The organism is Flavobacterium urumqiense (assembly GCF_900108015.1).
In the GTDB taxonomy this organism is placed as follows: domain Bacteria; phylum Bacteroidota; class Bacteroidia; order Flavobacteriales; family Flavobacteriaceae; genus Flavobacterium; species Flavobacterium urumqiense.
This window is the reverse complement of the sequence record NZ_FNVP01000003.1, coordinates 48,122-62,064: the sequence shown is the minus strand read 5'-3', so window position 1 is coordinate 62,064 and position 13,943 is coordinate 48,122. Positions and strand designations below refer to the sequence as shown.

15 protein-coding genes and 1 riboswitch are annotated in these 13,943 nt (G+C 33.1%); of the genes, 4 read left to right on the top strand and 11 right to left on the bottom strand.

Features of this window, described 5'->3' with window-relative positions; genetic code table 11:
- Nucleotide 1 precedes the first annotated feature (1 nt).
- Nucleotides 2–199 carry an exodeoxyribonuclease VII small subunit gene (xseB, locus tag C4S35_RS05195; protein ID WP_103999165.1) on the top strand — a complete coding sequence of 66 codons (198 nt, stop codon included), beginning with the start codon at nt 2–4 and terminating at the stop codon, nt 197–199.
- A gap of 17 nt (nt 200–216) precedes the next feature.
- Nucleotides 217–834 carry an SOS response-associated peptidase gene (locus C4S35_RS05190; protein WP_103999164.1) on the top strand — a complete coding sequence of 206 codons (618 nt, stop codon included), beginning with the start codon at nt 217–219 and terminating at the stop codon, nt 832–834.
- On the opposite strand, the gene C4S35_RS05185 is transcribed toward C4S35_RS05190, so the two are convergent.
- The 10 genes from C4S35_RS05185 to C4S35_RS05145 all read right to left on the bottom strand — a co-directional run bounded on the left by C4S35_RS05185 (nt 829) and on the right by C4S35_RS05145 (nt 9,276).
- The gene (locus C4S35_RS05185) at nt 829–1,218 is read right to left on the bottom strand and encodes a hypothetical protein (protein ID WP_103999163.1); all 390 of its coding nucleotides are present in this window, start codon (nt 1,216–1,218) and stop codon (nt 829–831) included. The genes C4S35_RS05190 and C4S35_RS05185 overlap by 6 nt on opposite strands.
- Nucleotides 1,219–1,351: 133 nt before the next feature.
- Nucleotides 1,352–3,760 carry a hypothetical protein gene (locus C4S35_RS05180; RefSeq protein ID WP_103999162.1) on the bottom strand — a complete coding sequence of 803 codons (2,409 nt, stop codon included), beginning with the start codon at nt 3,758–3,760 and terminating at the stop codon, nt 1,352–1,354.
- Nucleotides 3,761–3,765: 5 nt separating this feature from the next.
- Complete coding sequence (locus C4S35_RS05175) at nt 3,766–4,029, bottom strand: helix-turn-helix domain-containing protein (RefSeq protein WP_103999161.1); 264 nt, start codon at nt 4,027–4,029, stop codon at nt 3,766–3,768.
- Between the two features lie 103 nt (nt 4,030–4,132).
- Complete coding sequence (locus tag C4S35_RS05170) at nt 4,133–5,050, bottom strand: hypothetical protein (protein ID WP_103999160.1); 918 nt, start codon at nt 5,048–5,050, stop codon at nt 4,133–4,135.
- Nucleotides 5,051–5,062: 12 nt separating this feature from the next.
- Nucleotides 5,063–6,370, bottom strand: a complete 1,308-nt coding sequence (locus C4S35_RS05165) for a phage integrase SAM-like domain-containing protein (protein WP_103999159.1) — start codon at nt 6,368–6,370, stop codon at nt 5,063–5,065.
- A 338-nt stretch (nt 6,371–6,708) separates the two neighbouring features.
- Nucleotides 6,709–6,873, bottom strand: a complete 165-nt coding sequence (locus C4S35_RS15585) for a hypothetical protein (RefSeq protein WP_159916656.1) — start codon at nt 6,871–6,873, stop codon at nt 6,709–6,711.
- A 351-nt stretch (nt 6,874–7,224) separates the two neighbouring features.
- Nucleotides 7,225–7,761 (bottom strand): DUF4252 domain-containing protein, encoded by a 537-nt coding sequence (locus tag C4S35_RS05160; protein ID WP_103999158.1) that lies wholly within the window; start codon nt 7,759–7,761, stop codon nt 7,225–7,227.
- Nucleotide 7,762: 1 nt separating this feature from the next.
- Entirely contained in the window at nt 7,763–8,290 is a 528-nt protein-coding gene (locus C4S35_RS05155) for a DUF4252 domain-containing protein (protein ID WP_103999157.1), read from the bottom strand.
- 16 nt (nt 8,291–8,306) lie between these two features.
- Nucleotides 8,307–8,780: a hypothetical protein gene (locus C4S35_RS05150; protein ID WP_103999156.1), complete on the bottom strand. Its 474-nt coding sequence runs from the start codon at nt 8,778–8,780 to the stop codon at nt 8,307–8,309.
- Nucleotides 8,767–9,276, bottom strand: a complete 510-nt coding sequence (locus C4S35_RS05145; RefSeq protein WP_103999155.1) for an RNA polymerase sigma factor — start codon at nt 9,274–9,276, stop codon at nt 8,767–8,769. The genes C4S35_RS05150 and C4S35_RS05145 overlap by 14 nt, the downstream gene beginning before the upstream one ends.
- 124 nt (nt 9,277–9,400) lie before the next feature.
- Between C4S35_RS05145 and C4S35_RS05140 the strand changes: the two genes are divergently transcribed.
- Both C4S35_RS05140 and C4S35_RS05135 read left to right on the top strand, forming a co-directional pair.
- Nucleotides 9,401–10,846: a S41 family peptidase gene (locus C4S35_RS05140; RefSeq protein ID WP_103999154.1), complete on the top strand. Its 1,446-nt coding sequence runs from the start codon at nt 9,401–9,403 to the stop codon at nt 10,844–10,846.
- Nucleotides 10,847–10,920: 74 nt separating this feature from the next.
- Entirely contained in the window at nt 10,921–11,535 is a 615-nt protein-coding gene (locus C4S35_RS05135) for an N-acetylmuramoyl-L-alanine amidase family protein (RefSeq protein WP_103999153.1), read from the top strand.
- Between the two features lie 148 nt (nt 11,536–11,683).
- On the opposite strand, the gene C4S35_RS05130 is transcribed toward C4S35_RS05135, so the two are convergent.
- A complete protein-coding gene (locus C4S35_RS05130; RefSeq protein WP_103999152.1) occupies nt 11,684–13,594 on the bottom strand; it encodes a TonB-dependent receptor plug domain-containing protein in 1,911 nt (636 codons plus the stop codon).
- Between the two features lie 76 nt (nt 13,595–13,670).
- A riboswitch (cobalamin riboswitch) is annotated at nt 13,671–13,935 on the bottom strand.
- Nucleotides 13,936–13,943: the final 8 nt, after the last annotated feature.

Genomic DNA, 13,943 nt, shown 5'->3' with positions numbered 1-13,943 from the left:
AATGGAAGAAAAATTGAATTATACGAATGCTTTTGAGGAATTACAAGAAATTGTTACCGAAATAGAGCAAGGAGAAATCTCTGTTGATGAACTCTCTGCAAAAGTAAAAAGAGCAACAACACTAATTAAATTTTGTAAATTAAAATTAACCACAACCGAAGAGGATGTCAATTCAATTTTGAAAGAACTTGAGAATTAATAAATAAAGCCCATAGTATGTGTTTTCATTCCAAACAAACCAAATTAGCGTTAGAGGTACAAAGTAGGTTCAACGCGACTATTGATAATCCGGTGGAATTCAAACCAAGTGCTCACATCAATGGTTTTGAATATCCTAGCACTCCTGTAATCATTGATGAAAAACCGAACATCATTACCCATTACAATTGGGGTTTAATTCCAGCATGGGCCAAGGATGAGGAAATACAGAAATACACCTTAAATGCCAAAATAGAAACAGTTAACGAAAAACCGTCCTTCAAAAATTCGGTAGACAAAAGGTGTCTGATTATTGCAAATGGCTATTACGAATGGCAGTGGTTGGATCCAAAAGGGAAAGTAAAACAAAAATACGAATTGCGCTTACCTAACGAAGAACTGTTCGCCTTTGCCGGATTGTATTCTAATTGGGTAGATAAAGAAACCGGAGAAATCAAAAACACTTACACCATACTCACCACCGAAGCCAACCCACTCTTGGCTGAAATCCACAATCACAAAAAAAGAATGCCGGTAGTTTTAAAACGCGAAGATGAATCCAAATGGTTAAACCATGAACCAATAGACCAATTTGCATTCCCTTATTCCCCAGATTTAATTGCTATTAAATTATAAGTGATAATATTCAAAAACGACTGTAGTTTCTAATTTGGTTTTACCACGCTCTTCAAGGACAGAATTCCCAGAAGGGCTATGATTCTCTACAACATTCAAAAAAGCTTTTCTCACTAAATGCGGTTCCGCCTCCAAATTAATTCCTAAAATGGCTTGTGGAACATCAAAACGGAATAAAACACCATTAAACAAGACTTCATCAATTCCATCAGCGCCATTATCAGGAACTAAACCAAAATAGTTTATTGCTTCGATATCGTTCTCCAGCAACTCAATGATTTCATTTTGAAAATGAGAAAACAATTGATCTTCCGGAAGTTCGTTTGGTAAAGTAACGGCAGGTGCATCAATAATTAAAGAAAACATTACAGCATCTTGTATCATCTTGATATTTTTTATAAAATTACAAAAAACTTTAGGATCAGGAATAGTTACCTAAAAAATGTATATGTCAAAAACATTTTTTAGGTAAATTATTAAACTTGTCCTAACCAACAATTACTATCTTAGGACAATATCAATCAAAATCAATTTCTGAAAATTTATAGGTTTCACTACTTTGTTGTGAAACCGTGTTATGTGCATTTATTTCATTCTCATTATGAAATTTCAAGTATTCTGAAAAAAATGGTTCTCCCCTGATACTTGCTTCTTCAATGGTTATCTGATTAAAAACACTTTTTGTTATATCAGTATCATAGATATTTTCTGAATTTGAAAGGAACGGAACTACCCTTTTGACCATTATAAATCTTTTATCAAACTCTTTTATTGCCACTTCACAATCTAAATAAATACACTTGTCAATTGTATTTAGTAATTCTAATTTGAGTTGGTTTTGTATCTCCATGTCTTCAGTGATCTTTAAATCCGTTTTTTGATCCACTATCTGTTCCATAATTAAAAGCAATTGTTGAGCGATTGGCCTGTTGCTTATAAATCCGTTGCGCGCTGTTAATTCGCGCTCCTGTTTTTTATTCTGTCTGGCCAAAGTGGCTTTCGAAGTTCTCTTTGTTGACGTAATCGAGTTAAGAGGTAAGCTCTTTATTGCAGTATTATAAAGAGCTTCCCTTTTAACTGTTTTTCGTGGGCTTCGCTTAATTCCATTACACAGCGAATTAAACTTTCTAACAATAACATACACCAATAGATTGTTTCTTTTATGTCCTTTTACAGATAATTCATTTAGAAATCCATAATCATTATTTGAAATTCGTTCTTCTATTAAAAATAACAATTCCTTCAAATTATAGTTGTAATTCACAATTCCTCTAGAGGTATTTAACACCTTAACAAAATCACTTTTAACTTTAAATTTTAATTCTTCAATTAATTCATAATCTCTCGCTTTTATTAAAATATGTGAAGCATCATATTGATGCTGCTTTACCTTGAAATACATTGCTCTTAAATTAAAGACAATATTGCTAGACTCTCTGATATGCTTCAATATTAAATAGATGTGCCTATGATTTGTAGTTTGTTTATTTAAATATTGTAAAGTTGAAAACATAACTTTACAATTAGTATTAAATATAGCACCATCAATATAAAAGTCATTCGTATTAAATGCGGCACTAATATATTCGTATTTTGCATCATAAAACCGAAATCCATTTGCCGCCCCAATCATGTTCGGTTTTGAATAATCATGTCTTGCAATTAAATTTAAGCCTTTCGGAATACTATTCATATAGGCATGAGGCAGCCGTTTATTAGACAACTTAAAACTTTCTTTGTAAACAGGCCGATTTAGCTCCTTGAAGCCAAAATCACAATTTTGATTTACTTTTAAATTATAGGAATCCGCTTTTAACTTTGTATCTAAAAATAGTAAAGCATCGTGCAACCTTGTTCCTAGCCCCAAATTATTTTGTTTAACAAAAGTATTGATAGCATTTTCCTCACGTCTTGTCATAAACCGAAAAAAAGTTAAATGGTCATTGTGAGTAAAGTATAATAGCATTTTAATGTTTTCCTCTGCATACCCGCATGCTATAAAAAACTCGGCCGTAAAATCTTTAGTTTTATATTTTTTACTGTTACACACTTTATTAAACAATATTTTCGCTTCACTTCGAGAAATGTTTTTGGAATTTTTCAAATTATCATAGACATGCTCTTTTAATTTTGCTCCAGTTAATGTATCCAAAAATGTTGGAAAGGCACTTTTAATATCACATTCAATAATTTTAAAAGGCGCCAAGGGTCTTACCTGTCTGGACATCTTGGTCAAGGGATTGTACTCTCGGTTATCTTTAATTTTAATTTTAAAATGAGTTGTAGGAAGGTCCAACTCTTTACACACCAGAAATAAAATCCCATAATACCACTGACTCACTAGGGTAAATCCATTTATTGGAATTTGCATTATTTCTGCCTGGTCAATATCATTGTATTTTTTTTCTAAATAAACTCTGTCGAAATCATAACTATCAATTGGAAGTTTGTCTCCCGTTTTTATATAATGGTTAACAAAATCAATATGTTGGTGGTGTCCGAAATGCTCCGAATTAAAGAACCAAGCACTTTGGATGATTAGCCAGCAATGTCTAAAGTATGGCGCATTTTTTAACTTGTAAAAGGTAACGTCAATTTCGTGAATTGCTGTGTAATCCGTCAAATTATCCGCATCTAAAAAACCCTTGACCATTTCCAGGGTGTAAATGTGATCTGTAAATTTACCCGTGTATATCTCAGAGTAAAAATAGGCCATTGCCAAACGTACTATTTCAGCAAATTGAATACCGTTTCCATTTCTATTATCACCTTTAATATCATGTAAGGCATTAATAAAATTGGTCGCTGTGTGACCGGAGACCCGATTTTGAATATCCGTTTTTAAATTAGAACTATTAAAAAAGTCTAATTTGCACCATTCAGGAGTGTACTTGTGGGGTCCTGTATTGTTTGAAGCCGCTGCCATAACCGTTAAAAGTTTAACGGTTTAACAGCCTGCAATACCTGTTCCCTTGAGTAAAATACTCGGTTGCCGATGCCCAGACTCTTTAATTTCCCGCTTTTGGTATGTTTCCACAATGTTGAAAAATTAATGCTCAGAAGAGCACAAACTTCCTTACGGGTCATCAAATCATTTAGGGGTTGTGGACTGTCAACTTGTTTAAGTTGCATTAATGGATAGAGAGCATCAACTAACTCTTGTAGTGAAATGCCTTGTAAAAAAATTTGCTTCATTGTAATTCATTTAAAGTGAATCACAATGATATTCAGCCATTAGGGTATTAAAAAAACATGTAAAAGGCAAAAATTAGGCAAAAATCAGGCAAAAAATATTTACTTAAACCTCTGTACGAAAATCAGCTACAAAAGCATTTAAAATTGGAATTTCATTGTCTTCAAAATCAAACTCAGCTGTCCTAAAAGTTGTTAATTTCACACCGTATTGAGATTCAATAAAAGTTTTATATTGATCAATTGTAAATGCAAATGTATAGATCCCTTTATCAACCTTTCTTTTAAGAAAATAAAAAACATTTATAAATTTTACATTACCTTTTTTTTCATAGTTATCAATTAAATAATTAAAAAGTTCAAAACATTTTTTATTCCAATGATTTCTATTGAAATCAAGTTCGTAATTTATTTCTTTTAATTCGGTAGCACCAGCTTCTATTTTTACATAGTTCTCAGTATTGGAAAATAACAACCCACCTACTTTTTTATCTATGAATATTCTTTTTACTTCATTTTTACGTTCAATTAGTCCTGGAACCACAATTTCATTCAAATACTTAAAATCTTCTGATTCATAGCCTTCTGTTTCCTTCATTAATTGAACAAAACTGCTTATTTTGCTATATCGTTCCGCTTGTTCTATTGCTTCTAAACTATGCCCTTGGATAATCAAATCTTTCTTAAACAGGCCTGACAATGACTTGATATCCAACATTTCTCTGATACAAAACACATAATCAGAAGAAGTTTCAAATGGAAATTTATAGGATTCATCTATTGTAATTAGCATTCCGCTTTTGAGTTTAAAATCCTGATTTCCAGATAGGATACCGGCGAGTTTTAGATTTAAAACATTGTTACAATCCCAGCTGAATAAGAGGTCAATATCGGATAATATAGCCACAGACAATTCTAAAAATTTCATATCTGCACTGTGCTCTGCCCACGCAGACAACAACACGCTATTGTTTACTATCTCCGTGGTTAAATCGGTAATATAGGTTGGTTTATTTTTTACCATAAAAATTGTTTATTATAATTTGGCTGTATTTCGAATCACTTCCATCACGGGAGGCGATTGGGTTTTAGGGGTTAATTTACTGAAATATTCCAACATATGATACGCACTATCATAAGTAGTCTTGCCGATATAGGCTAAGAACATTCGTTCGGAGCCATGACCGGTGATATCCTTTAAAATTGGGGTTGGAATACGTCCGTAAAAATTGGTTGCAAACGAGCGTCTGCAGATATGACTGCTGACCATTTCGTGTTTGGGATAAATATCTTTTACCGCTGGTTTTCCTTGCTTTATTTTTTTACGCCCTTTGGTTGGCGCATCGAGTTTAGCCGCCTCGCAGACATCTTTAATGTATTCATTAAAATGAACTAGCGATGTTCTATAAGGCATCCCGCTTTCAATAATTGCAATGGCTTCGGGCAGCAAGGGTATCGCAACTATTTTGCCGGTTTTCTGTTGTTTTAATTCAATAATTTTTATACCATTGATTTCTTTGATATTTTTTTGGGTAATGTTCAGCAAATCACCGCCCCGCTGACCGATTAAGCAACCCAACAAAAGCCATTTACGGGCATTAATTAACGCTTCCCTGACAAGGGGTGCTTTTTTGATGGCTTCTTGTTCTTCTTCGCTTAAAAAAACGATGTCCTCCGGTTCTTTACTTTCTGATATTCCTTTGATGTTTTTAATCTGTGGGGAGGTTTCTAAATCATTTTTGGAAGCATCCAAGCAAATCGTTCTGACATTGGCAATATTTTTGCCGACGTAGTTAGGGGAATAGCCCAGATTAAACAACCACATTTTGTATTTTTCCACCCACTTTAAATCAATCTCTTTAATCAATATGCTTTTCTTATTTAAAGCATCTGCTTCATACCGCAAAATAGTCTTCTTAAAAAGTTTTAAATTCTGGACGCGTCCATTACTTAAACCAAGTCCTTTTTTAGCGTTTTGTTTGAACGGCGCCTGGTCTATGTATTTTTGAATGTAGGCCGTCAAAACGTCCAAATCGACCACGGGAATTTTATTGTTGTACAAATCAATTTGAAGTTGCAGCCACTCGCCATCAAATTCGATTCCGGCACTAATAGTTTTATTGTGTGCTTCATTGATAAAAAGGGCTAATTTTTCCAATTTTGATTTTAACCCTTTCAAATCTTCATTGCTGGTTTTGGGCAGTGATTTGTCCTCGCTCCAATCTTTAGCATCGATCATAAAACCCGTTTTGCGTTTCAACACAATATTTCGGTTAATGGAATACCGAACATAGATATTGGAGTTTTCTTTTTTGCTCTGAAGCAGGAATTTTACAGTAGCCATTTTTTGATTTTTTTAGTCCAATCAAATGTAAGAAATAATTTAAATCTAGTCAACCGTTAGTCAACCGATTTCATATTTAATCATATTTAGTCATATTTAGATACATCTAAAAAAATACAATCATTTGATTTACAGTGCTTTTAAGTGTATTTAAAAATATCTAAATATGTGGGTAATGTCCCCACCGTGGTCACGAATAAATAAAAATGCTTCAAAAATAATCAAGTTCACTTGAAATTATTTTTGAAGCATTTTTATTTTTAATCCCCATGTTTCTGTAGCTTTTCTTGGGAAATAGCAAAAAACCCACTATATCATTTTATGATCCCTGATAACCATCAATAAGCTCCTTCAAGCCTTCCTATAAAAAACATTAAAATTAAAATACCAACTGACAAACCCGCAGCTGTAATAAAAAAAGTTCCTAAATATAAAAACAGCCTGTTTTTATGTGATTTTCTTATTAGCTCCGTATCTCCTGTTCTAAATTTAATTTCAGTCATTTTTTTCTATAATATTAAATTTAAAAATCATCCAACAATAGAAATCTATCTTAATGTAAAGGAACAGGTTTAATGCAGTTTACACAATACCAACTTTTAGTGATATTTACATTATTTCTTCTATTATTGTGCAAAAATACCGGTTTCAACTAAAAAAAAATTGAGGTTTTCCTGATTCTACGTAATTTTATTTACCACATTTCCAAATTGTTAAAGATTTCCAGCCAGTCGAAACTTTGCTTGCAACGTGTTATTTTTTTGGCAATGCAAAATTAAATATCTTTAAGAATATGCTATAAAAAAAGCGCCTTGGTAAACTACCAAGACGCTTATGATTAAAAGTAAGTCATTCTATTTTTTAAACATTTCCTGCAAAGGTTTTAACTGTTTTAAATCGACTTTAGATTCTTTCAAAACCGTAAGGATCGTCATAATATTATTTGGATTCATATCTTTTCCCAGAATTCGGATTACCGCAAAACCATTTTCTTTTTTATTGGCGAAAAGAACAAACTCGTCAATATGCTCATCTGAACCCACATAACTTACAGAAGCCCCTTCTTTGCCCGAACCAACCTTCATGAGCTGTTGGTACTTTTTGTCCTTTAGAATCAAATTAACCTTAGCTCGTTCCGTTTCAAATTGAGCTTTGTTTGTTCCATTAAGCTTGAAAGCTAAAACATTCATCTTCTCAAAGGATTGTAAAGCTTCATTTTGTGCCGATGATAATTTGGCTTTATCCACATTTAGTATACTTGGAGAAATATCTAAGGCAATAAAATTCTTGTTTTCTGTATTTTCTACAAAGTATTTCTGCAGTGTGGGTTCTGATTTGCAACTAATTAAAAACAAGCTAAAGAGTAGTGCAATACCATAAACAACTTTCATTTTACTTTTTACCTTTTGTTACTTTCTTCAAATCGTCACCACCAGGAATTCGCATTTTGTCGGTTAGAATAGAAATCTCACTCAAGTCGAAATCACCCGTTAATGACATTAAAACCGTGTCATCATTTTTAGCACCTTCAATAAACATAAGTAACTCTCTTATCTGTGAATCTTTCGCTCCAGATTTTACTAAAATTTTGATGTTTTTCCCACCGTCATTTACACGCATCAACTCTTCAAGACCTGCTGATTTTATGTATTTATCAGCCGAAGCTCTCATTTCGTTTTCTACTCTGGTACTTTTAGTGGTAAAAACTTTTAAATTGTCTAACTTTTTTATCAGGTTCAAATACTGTTGTGTCTCCTTATCAGAAGCATCAACTTTTACTTTGCTCATTAAGTCAAACATTTTTTTGTTGACTATTATTGATGTAACATCGTCTTGACCATCGAATTTATCGAAGGCAGCTTGAGCGAAAAATGGACTTGAAACTAATACTACTACTAATGTTAATATAAACTTTTTCATTTTTTGATTGATTATTTTATTGTTTAAAAATTAATTCTTTTGATTTTTGGTATTCCTTAACATAATGTACACTTTCTATGCCAACATTTACATGATTCGATAATAATGCTAATGCTTTTTGAGTTTGTCTGAAGGCAACTTCAGGATCATCATACGTTCCTAAATCTTGTTTCCCGTTTGCATCCTCGTAATTGTAATAAATGTAGGTTCCTATTCCGATCAAAACAACGACCGAAGCGGCTATAGATAACCATGCTAAATTACGTTTTTTATCCTTTTCGCGAAACTTCGGGATAGACTGTAGTGGAATTTCTGGCGCAAACTTTTGGTCTGCTGCGAGAGAAAAATAACCGAAGAAAGGCTTATACTGTTCTAAATGCTGCGCAACATTTAATGAAGAAAAATAAGTACGTAATTCATTTTCTTCTACAATATTGGTTTCCCCTTGAAAGTATTTTTCTATTAACAATTCTATTTTATTTAATTCCATAATTATGTGTTTTTGTCATGCTTTCTCTTATCGTTTTTCTTGCTCTTGAAAGCGCTACGCGAATGGCCGTTTGATTCATTTCTGTTATTTTAGCGATTTCTGCAAATTCATACTGTTCTATATCCCGCAGGTGAATTAGTACTCGTTGTTGTTCGGGTAACTGATTAATTATTCTTTCCACCCAATTCAAACTATCAATGTCTTCTATTTTTACATCTACGCATGGCTCTCTATCAGTAAAATTAGTGTGGACTATTTTTAGATTCCCCGCTCTTTTTGATTTTAATTGATCCAAACAATAGTTTTTTGTCAGAATCATCGCAAAAGCTTCTACACTATTAAACCCATGCAAAATTCCATTTTTATTCCAAAGCTTAACCAAAACTTCTTGTGTAGCATCTTCGGCTTCCTCCGTGCTTGTCAGCAATCGCTTTGACAGCCGAAAGACTTTGTCTTTGAATGGAGTGATTAGCTGCACAAACTCATTTTGGTTCATAAAGAGTAGTTATTAAATAGGTTATACAATCAAGACGATCCATATTTCTTTTTGTTACAAATAATAGAAAATAAAAACTAAAGTTACTATTTTTACGTTTATAATAGATATTGAAACTAATAACATGAAAAAAACATTCCAATTTACGCTTTTATTGATTATATCCCTTTTTACTTTCCAAGGCTGTCAGGATATGGACGATGTTGCTGCGCCAATGGATCTGGAAATCAAAGATTTTATCTGGAAAGGTCTAAATCAATACTATTTATGGCAAGCTGACGTCCCTAATTTGTCAGACGACCGTTTTGCTTCTCAGGCAGAATTGAATACTTTTTTGTCAGGCTATTCTACTCCTGAAAGTTTATTTGATGCTTTAAGAGTGGATAAGTCCATCGATAGATTCAGTTGGATTGTAAGTGATTATTTAGAACTTGAGGGAGCACTTCAAGGAACAACAAAAAATGACGGAGTTGACTACGGTTTACGATATAAATCCGGAAGTACTACTGAAATATTTGGCTGGGTTCGATATGTTATCCCTGGTTCTGATGCATCAACAAAGGACATTAAGCGTGGAGCCATTTTTTACGGAGTAAATGGAACTCAATTAACCGTCAGTAACTATCAAACTTTGCTCGCAGCAGAAAGCTACACGCTAAATCTAGCGGATTATAATAATGGAACCATTACCCCAAACGGAAAAACGGTTTCTTTGACGAAAACAATACTATCAGAAAATCCAATTCTATTAAATACCGTAATCACATCGGGCACTCACAAAATAGGGTATTTAATCTACAACGGTTTTTATGCTGATTATGACAACAAATTGAACGAAGCTTTTGGCACGCTAAAAACGCAAGGCATAACAGATTTCGTACTTGATTTACGTTATAATTCAGGAGGTTCTGTTCTAACAGCTACGCGTTTAGCAAGTATGATTACGGGGCAATATACTGGTCAGATATTTGCGAAGCAACAATGGAATAACAAAATCAACAGTTATTTTGAAACGAATAATCCAGAGGCATTAAAGAATAACTTTACAGATAAAATTGGAACTATGCCAATCAATAGTTTGAATTTGTCTAAAATTTACATTTTAACCACCAAAAGTACGGCTTCGGCAAGTGAATTGGTAATTAATGGATTGAAACCATATATGGAGGTTGTTCAAATTGGCGATGTGACTACTGGGAAAAATGTTGGTTCCGTTACATTATATGACTCGCCTACTTTTGGTAAAGACAATAGAAACCCGAACCATCGCTATGCGATGCAACCAATTGTTCTAAAAATTGTAAATGCAGTTGGTTTTGGAGATTATTTCAGCGGATTAGTTCCTACTTATGAGTTAAAAGAAAACCTGGCTAATTTAAATGTTCTTGGTAATACCACGGAGCCTTTGCTAAGCACCGCAATAGGTAAAATTACCGGAACAGCAAAAATGTTAAAACTGAGTCCTGAAAAAGACTTCAAATATTTTAACGATTCCAAATCAATAGATGGGTTGCAAAATCAAATGTATATTGACAAAGCTCCGGAAGGGCTTTTGAAAGCATTGAAATAACTTTAAGAAAAACATACTAAAATCCAATTTTGTAAGTTATTACATTTACAATCTGGATTTTACACCCAAACAAAATGAAAAACACAACCAAATTAGTTTTGACTTTGACCGTAATGGCTTCGTTTGCATTTATAAAGCCAAAGCATTCGGAACCAAAAAAAATAAACATTGTCATTGATGCTGGCCATGGTGGAACTGATTTTGGCGCGACCTCAGATACCATCACTGAAAAGAAAATTGTGGAACAAGTTACTAAAAAAATAAAATCTTTAAATAGTAATGTGGTAATTCACTTCACTAGAAACGAAGACAGTTTTTTATCATTGAACGATAGAACTGCGTTTATAAACAAACTTAAACCAGATTTAGTTTTGTCCCTACATGTTAATACCAGTTTAAATAATAAAACATCAGGCTTGGAGTTTTATGTGGCAAAAGAGACTGAATTTTTTGAAAAGTCAAGTGAAATTGCAGGAAAACTAATAAACAAATTCGCAGCAAATAAAAATTTAAAAGTATCCAATGTAAAAACTGGTCCTTTTTATATTCTTAAAAAATCAGAGGTCCCGGCAGTAATTGTGGAACTTGGGTATTTGACCAATGAAAATGATAAAAAATATTTAATTGATGATCAGGAGCAAAACAAAATAGCACTATCAATCTCAGAATTCATTTCAGAAATGAAATAGTAAAATAATTGATACACAAAAAAAGGCTTTCAGTGATGAAAGCCTTTTTCTTTTACAATGTCTCTGGCAAAAGATTAAATTTATTTTAACAAAAAACCCGCTCCTAATGATGGAGCGAGAATTAAGAACTAACTTAAATATCTATTTTTTAGAATACCAAATTCAAACCTAATTTAAAATTTCTTCCTCTCGTACTATATCCGCGACTTTCAACAAAATCTTTATCTAAAATATTATCAACTGTACCAAAAACATTCAATCTGTTTTTGATTAAATCATAACGAACATTAGCATTAACTATTTGATAATCTTTCAAAATTTCTGAATTTAATACGGGATCGTAAGTTGGTGCAGGATACGTTGTGTATTCTAAATATCGGTCTGACACAAACTGATACGCCAGATTAAAGGCTAGACGCGCTGTTGCTTGAAGATCCACAGCAGCATTTACTTTGTGTTTTGGATTTAGAATACGCGATTGTCTTTCTAATTCTGTAAAAGTATAATTGGCATTGAATTTTACTTTATCATTAAAAGCATAAGAAATCATTGTTTCAAGACCTTTGGCTTTGTTTTTCCCATCCACATTAAAGTATTTATAAGTCATCAAATCAAATCCTATTGCATCTTCCTCTTCTCTTTGAAAAGCTACAGCATTTAAAACTAATTTCTTGTTTACTGCACTTACTTCAAAACCAACTTCCGCAGTCGCATCTTTCTCTGGAGACAAATTCAAATCACCATAAGGAGAGTACAATTGGTACAAACTTGGAGTAATAAAAGCAGTACTATAGGACGCTAATACTTTTAAATTTTCAGAAAAAGTGAACGAAGGGTTAATATTGTACACAAAATTATTTCCGTATTTACTATGGATATTGTACCGAGCTCCTGCATTTAAGTTTAATCCAAAGTCTGAATTATAAACCACCGTTGCATACGGATCAATCATATTAAATTTTGCTATATCAGTTGTAATTGCATCATACTCGCTACTGTTTGACATTTCGTGGAACTGAAATTGTGCCCCTGTAACCACAAATAACTGAGATGAAATTTCATATTTATTGAAGACATCAACATTAACACTTCTTGACTTTGCCAAGAATAAAGAGCCATAGCTAAAGATGTCACGGTTGATTACATTTGCACTGGTATTGATCACTAATTCTCCTTTGTTGTATTTATACTTTGGAGTAAAACCAACTCTGAATTGCTCTGATAAACTAAAATTTTTAAGATCATCTGCAAATGAACCTGCATCAAAATTGCTTTTCATTCGGTCATAATTAGCGAAGAAATCAAATGACAATTTCTTATTTGGCGTAAAGCCAATTTTCACTAAAGAATTAACTCTTGAAAAAGCATCATTTTCAAATTTAGTATTTGAATTTAATGGTTTTGCTTCAGAAATTCCTGTGGTCTCCGTACTATTCAACGAGGCAAAATAATTTACTTTTTCAAAACCACCGTTTACCGCAAAGCCCTGATTGTAATCTTGCACACTATAATTTGCGTTTTTAGCAACTGTTTGTGTACCAATATTCAGATATGCATTTCCAGCGATTGCTTTTTTACCTGCTTTTTTTAATGTAATATTAATTACACCAGTCGCAGCTCCCGAGCCGTATAAAGTACTCGAAGCGCCTTTCATAATCTCAATACTTTCAATTTGTTCCACCGGAAGTAATCTCAAATCATACGATAAGCTAATACCGGAAGCATCCGTTACCGGAACGCCATCAATCAAAATTAAAACCTGATGATTTCTTCCTCCACGAATGTAAAGTCCCAAATCTTTACCATTACGGCTTTGGTTTCCGTTGATTTCAACACCGGCTACGGTACTTAAAATCGAAGCTACTGATTGTCCTGCTTTTTTCTTCAAATCTTCAGCAGTAATTTTCACAATAACTTTTCCTGATTTCTCTTTTGGCAAAGCAAATTTCGAATCGGAAACAACGACCTCATCTAGTTGTTTTGGATCTTGATCTTGTGCATACGTGTTCATTGCAAATAACAATGCAATCGCACTAAAGCGAATGAATTTTTTGTTCATTTTAAAAATGTAAAAATTTAATAAATTGGGAGAAAAGCACAGAATGACCCATACCCAAACCTTTTTTCCCGAAAGTTTGATACTCGATGTAATAGGCAGGTCTCCTGGCTTGCGTCTTGTTGTTTACCTTCCCAAGAAACTGAAATAAATTCAGCTAGCTCAGTGGTTTTGTAGATAACAACAAGCTTGTTAGCTTACAGTTGCGGGTACAGCGTGAGATTTTTGAATTTTGAATAATGATATCGGATTTTTAAATCTAAAATCAAAAATTGTTAATTTTCAATCACTCTCTTCCCTTTTAATGTGGTTTGAAAAAACAAACCTCAACCTCAATACGGCGGCAAAGATA

Bases quoted from the DNA above. Each gene is read 5' to 3' on its own strand.
- xseB (WP_103999165.1), top strand. From the start codon at position 2: ATGGAAGAAAAATTGAATTATACGAATGCTTTTGAGGAATTACAAGAA.
- C4S35_RS05190 (WP_103999164.1), top strand. From the start codon at position 217: ATGTGTTTTCATTCCAAACAAACCAAATTAGCGTTAGAGGTACAAAGT.
- C4S35_RS05185 (WP_103999163.1), bottom strand. From the start codon at position 1,218: ATGATACAAGATGCTGTAATGTTTTCTTTAATTATTGATGCACCTGCC.
- C4S35_RS05180 (WP_103999162.1), bottom strand. From the start codon at position 3,760: ATGGCAGCGGCTTCAAACAATACAGGACCCCACAAGTACACTCCTGAA.
- C4S35_RS05175 (WP_103999161.1), bottom strand. From the start codon at position 4,029: ATGAAGCAAATTTTTTTACAAGGCATTTCACTACAAGAGTTAGTTGAT.
- C4S35_RS05170 (WP_103999160.1), bottom strand. From the start codon at position 5,050: ATGGTAAAAAATAAACCAACCTATATTACCGATTTAACCACGGAGATA.
- C4S35_RS05165 (WP_103999159.1), bottom strand. From the start codon at position 6,370: ATGGCTACTGTAAAATTCCTGCTTCAGAGCAAAAAAGAAAACTCCAAT.
- C4S35_RS15585 (WP_159916656.1), bottom strand. From the start codon at position 6,873: ATGACTGAAATTAAATTTAGAACAGGAGATACGGAGCTAATAAGAAAA.
- C4S35_RS05160 (WP_103999158.1), bottom strand. From the start codon at position 7,761: ATGAAAGTTGTTTATGGTATTGCACTACTCTTTAGCTTGTTTTTAATT.
- C4S35_RS05155 (WP_103999157.1), bottom strand. From the start codon at position 8,290: ATGAAAAAGTTTATATTAACATTAGTAGTAGTATTAGTTTCAAGTCCA.
- C4S35_RS05150 (WP_103999156.1), bottom strand. From the start codon at position 8,780: ATGGAATTAAATAAAATAGAATTGTTAATAGAAAAATACTTTCAAGGG.
- C4S35_RS05145 (WP_103999155.1), bottom strand. From the start codon at position 9,276: ATGAACCAAAATGAGTTTGTGCAGCTAATCACTCCATTCAAAGACAAA.
- C4S35_RS05140 (WP_103999154.1), top strand. From the start codon at position 9,401: ATGAAAAAAACATTCCAATTTACGCTTTTATTGATTATATCCCTTTTT.
- C4S35_RS05135 (WP_103999153.1), top strand. From the start codon at position 10,921: ATGAAAAACACAACCAAATTAGTTTTGACTTTGACCGTAATGGCTTCG.
- C4S35_RS05130 (WP_103999152.1), bottom strand. From the start codon at position 13,594: ATGAACAAAAAATTCATTCGCTTTAGTGCGATTGCATTGTTATTTGCA.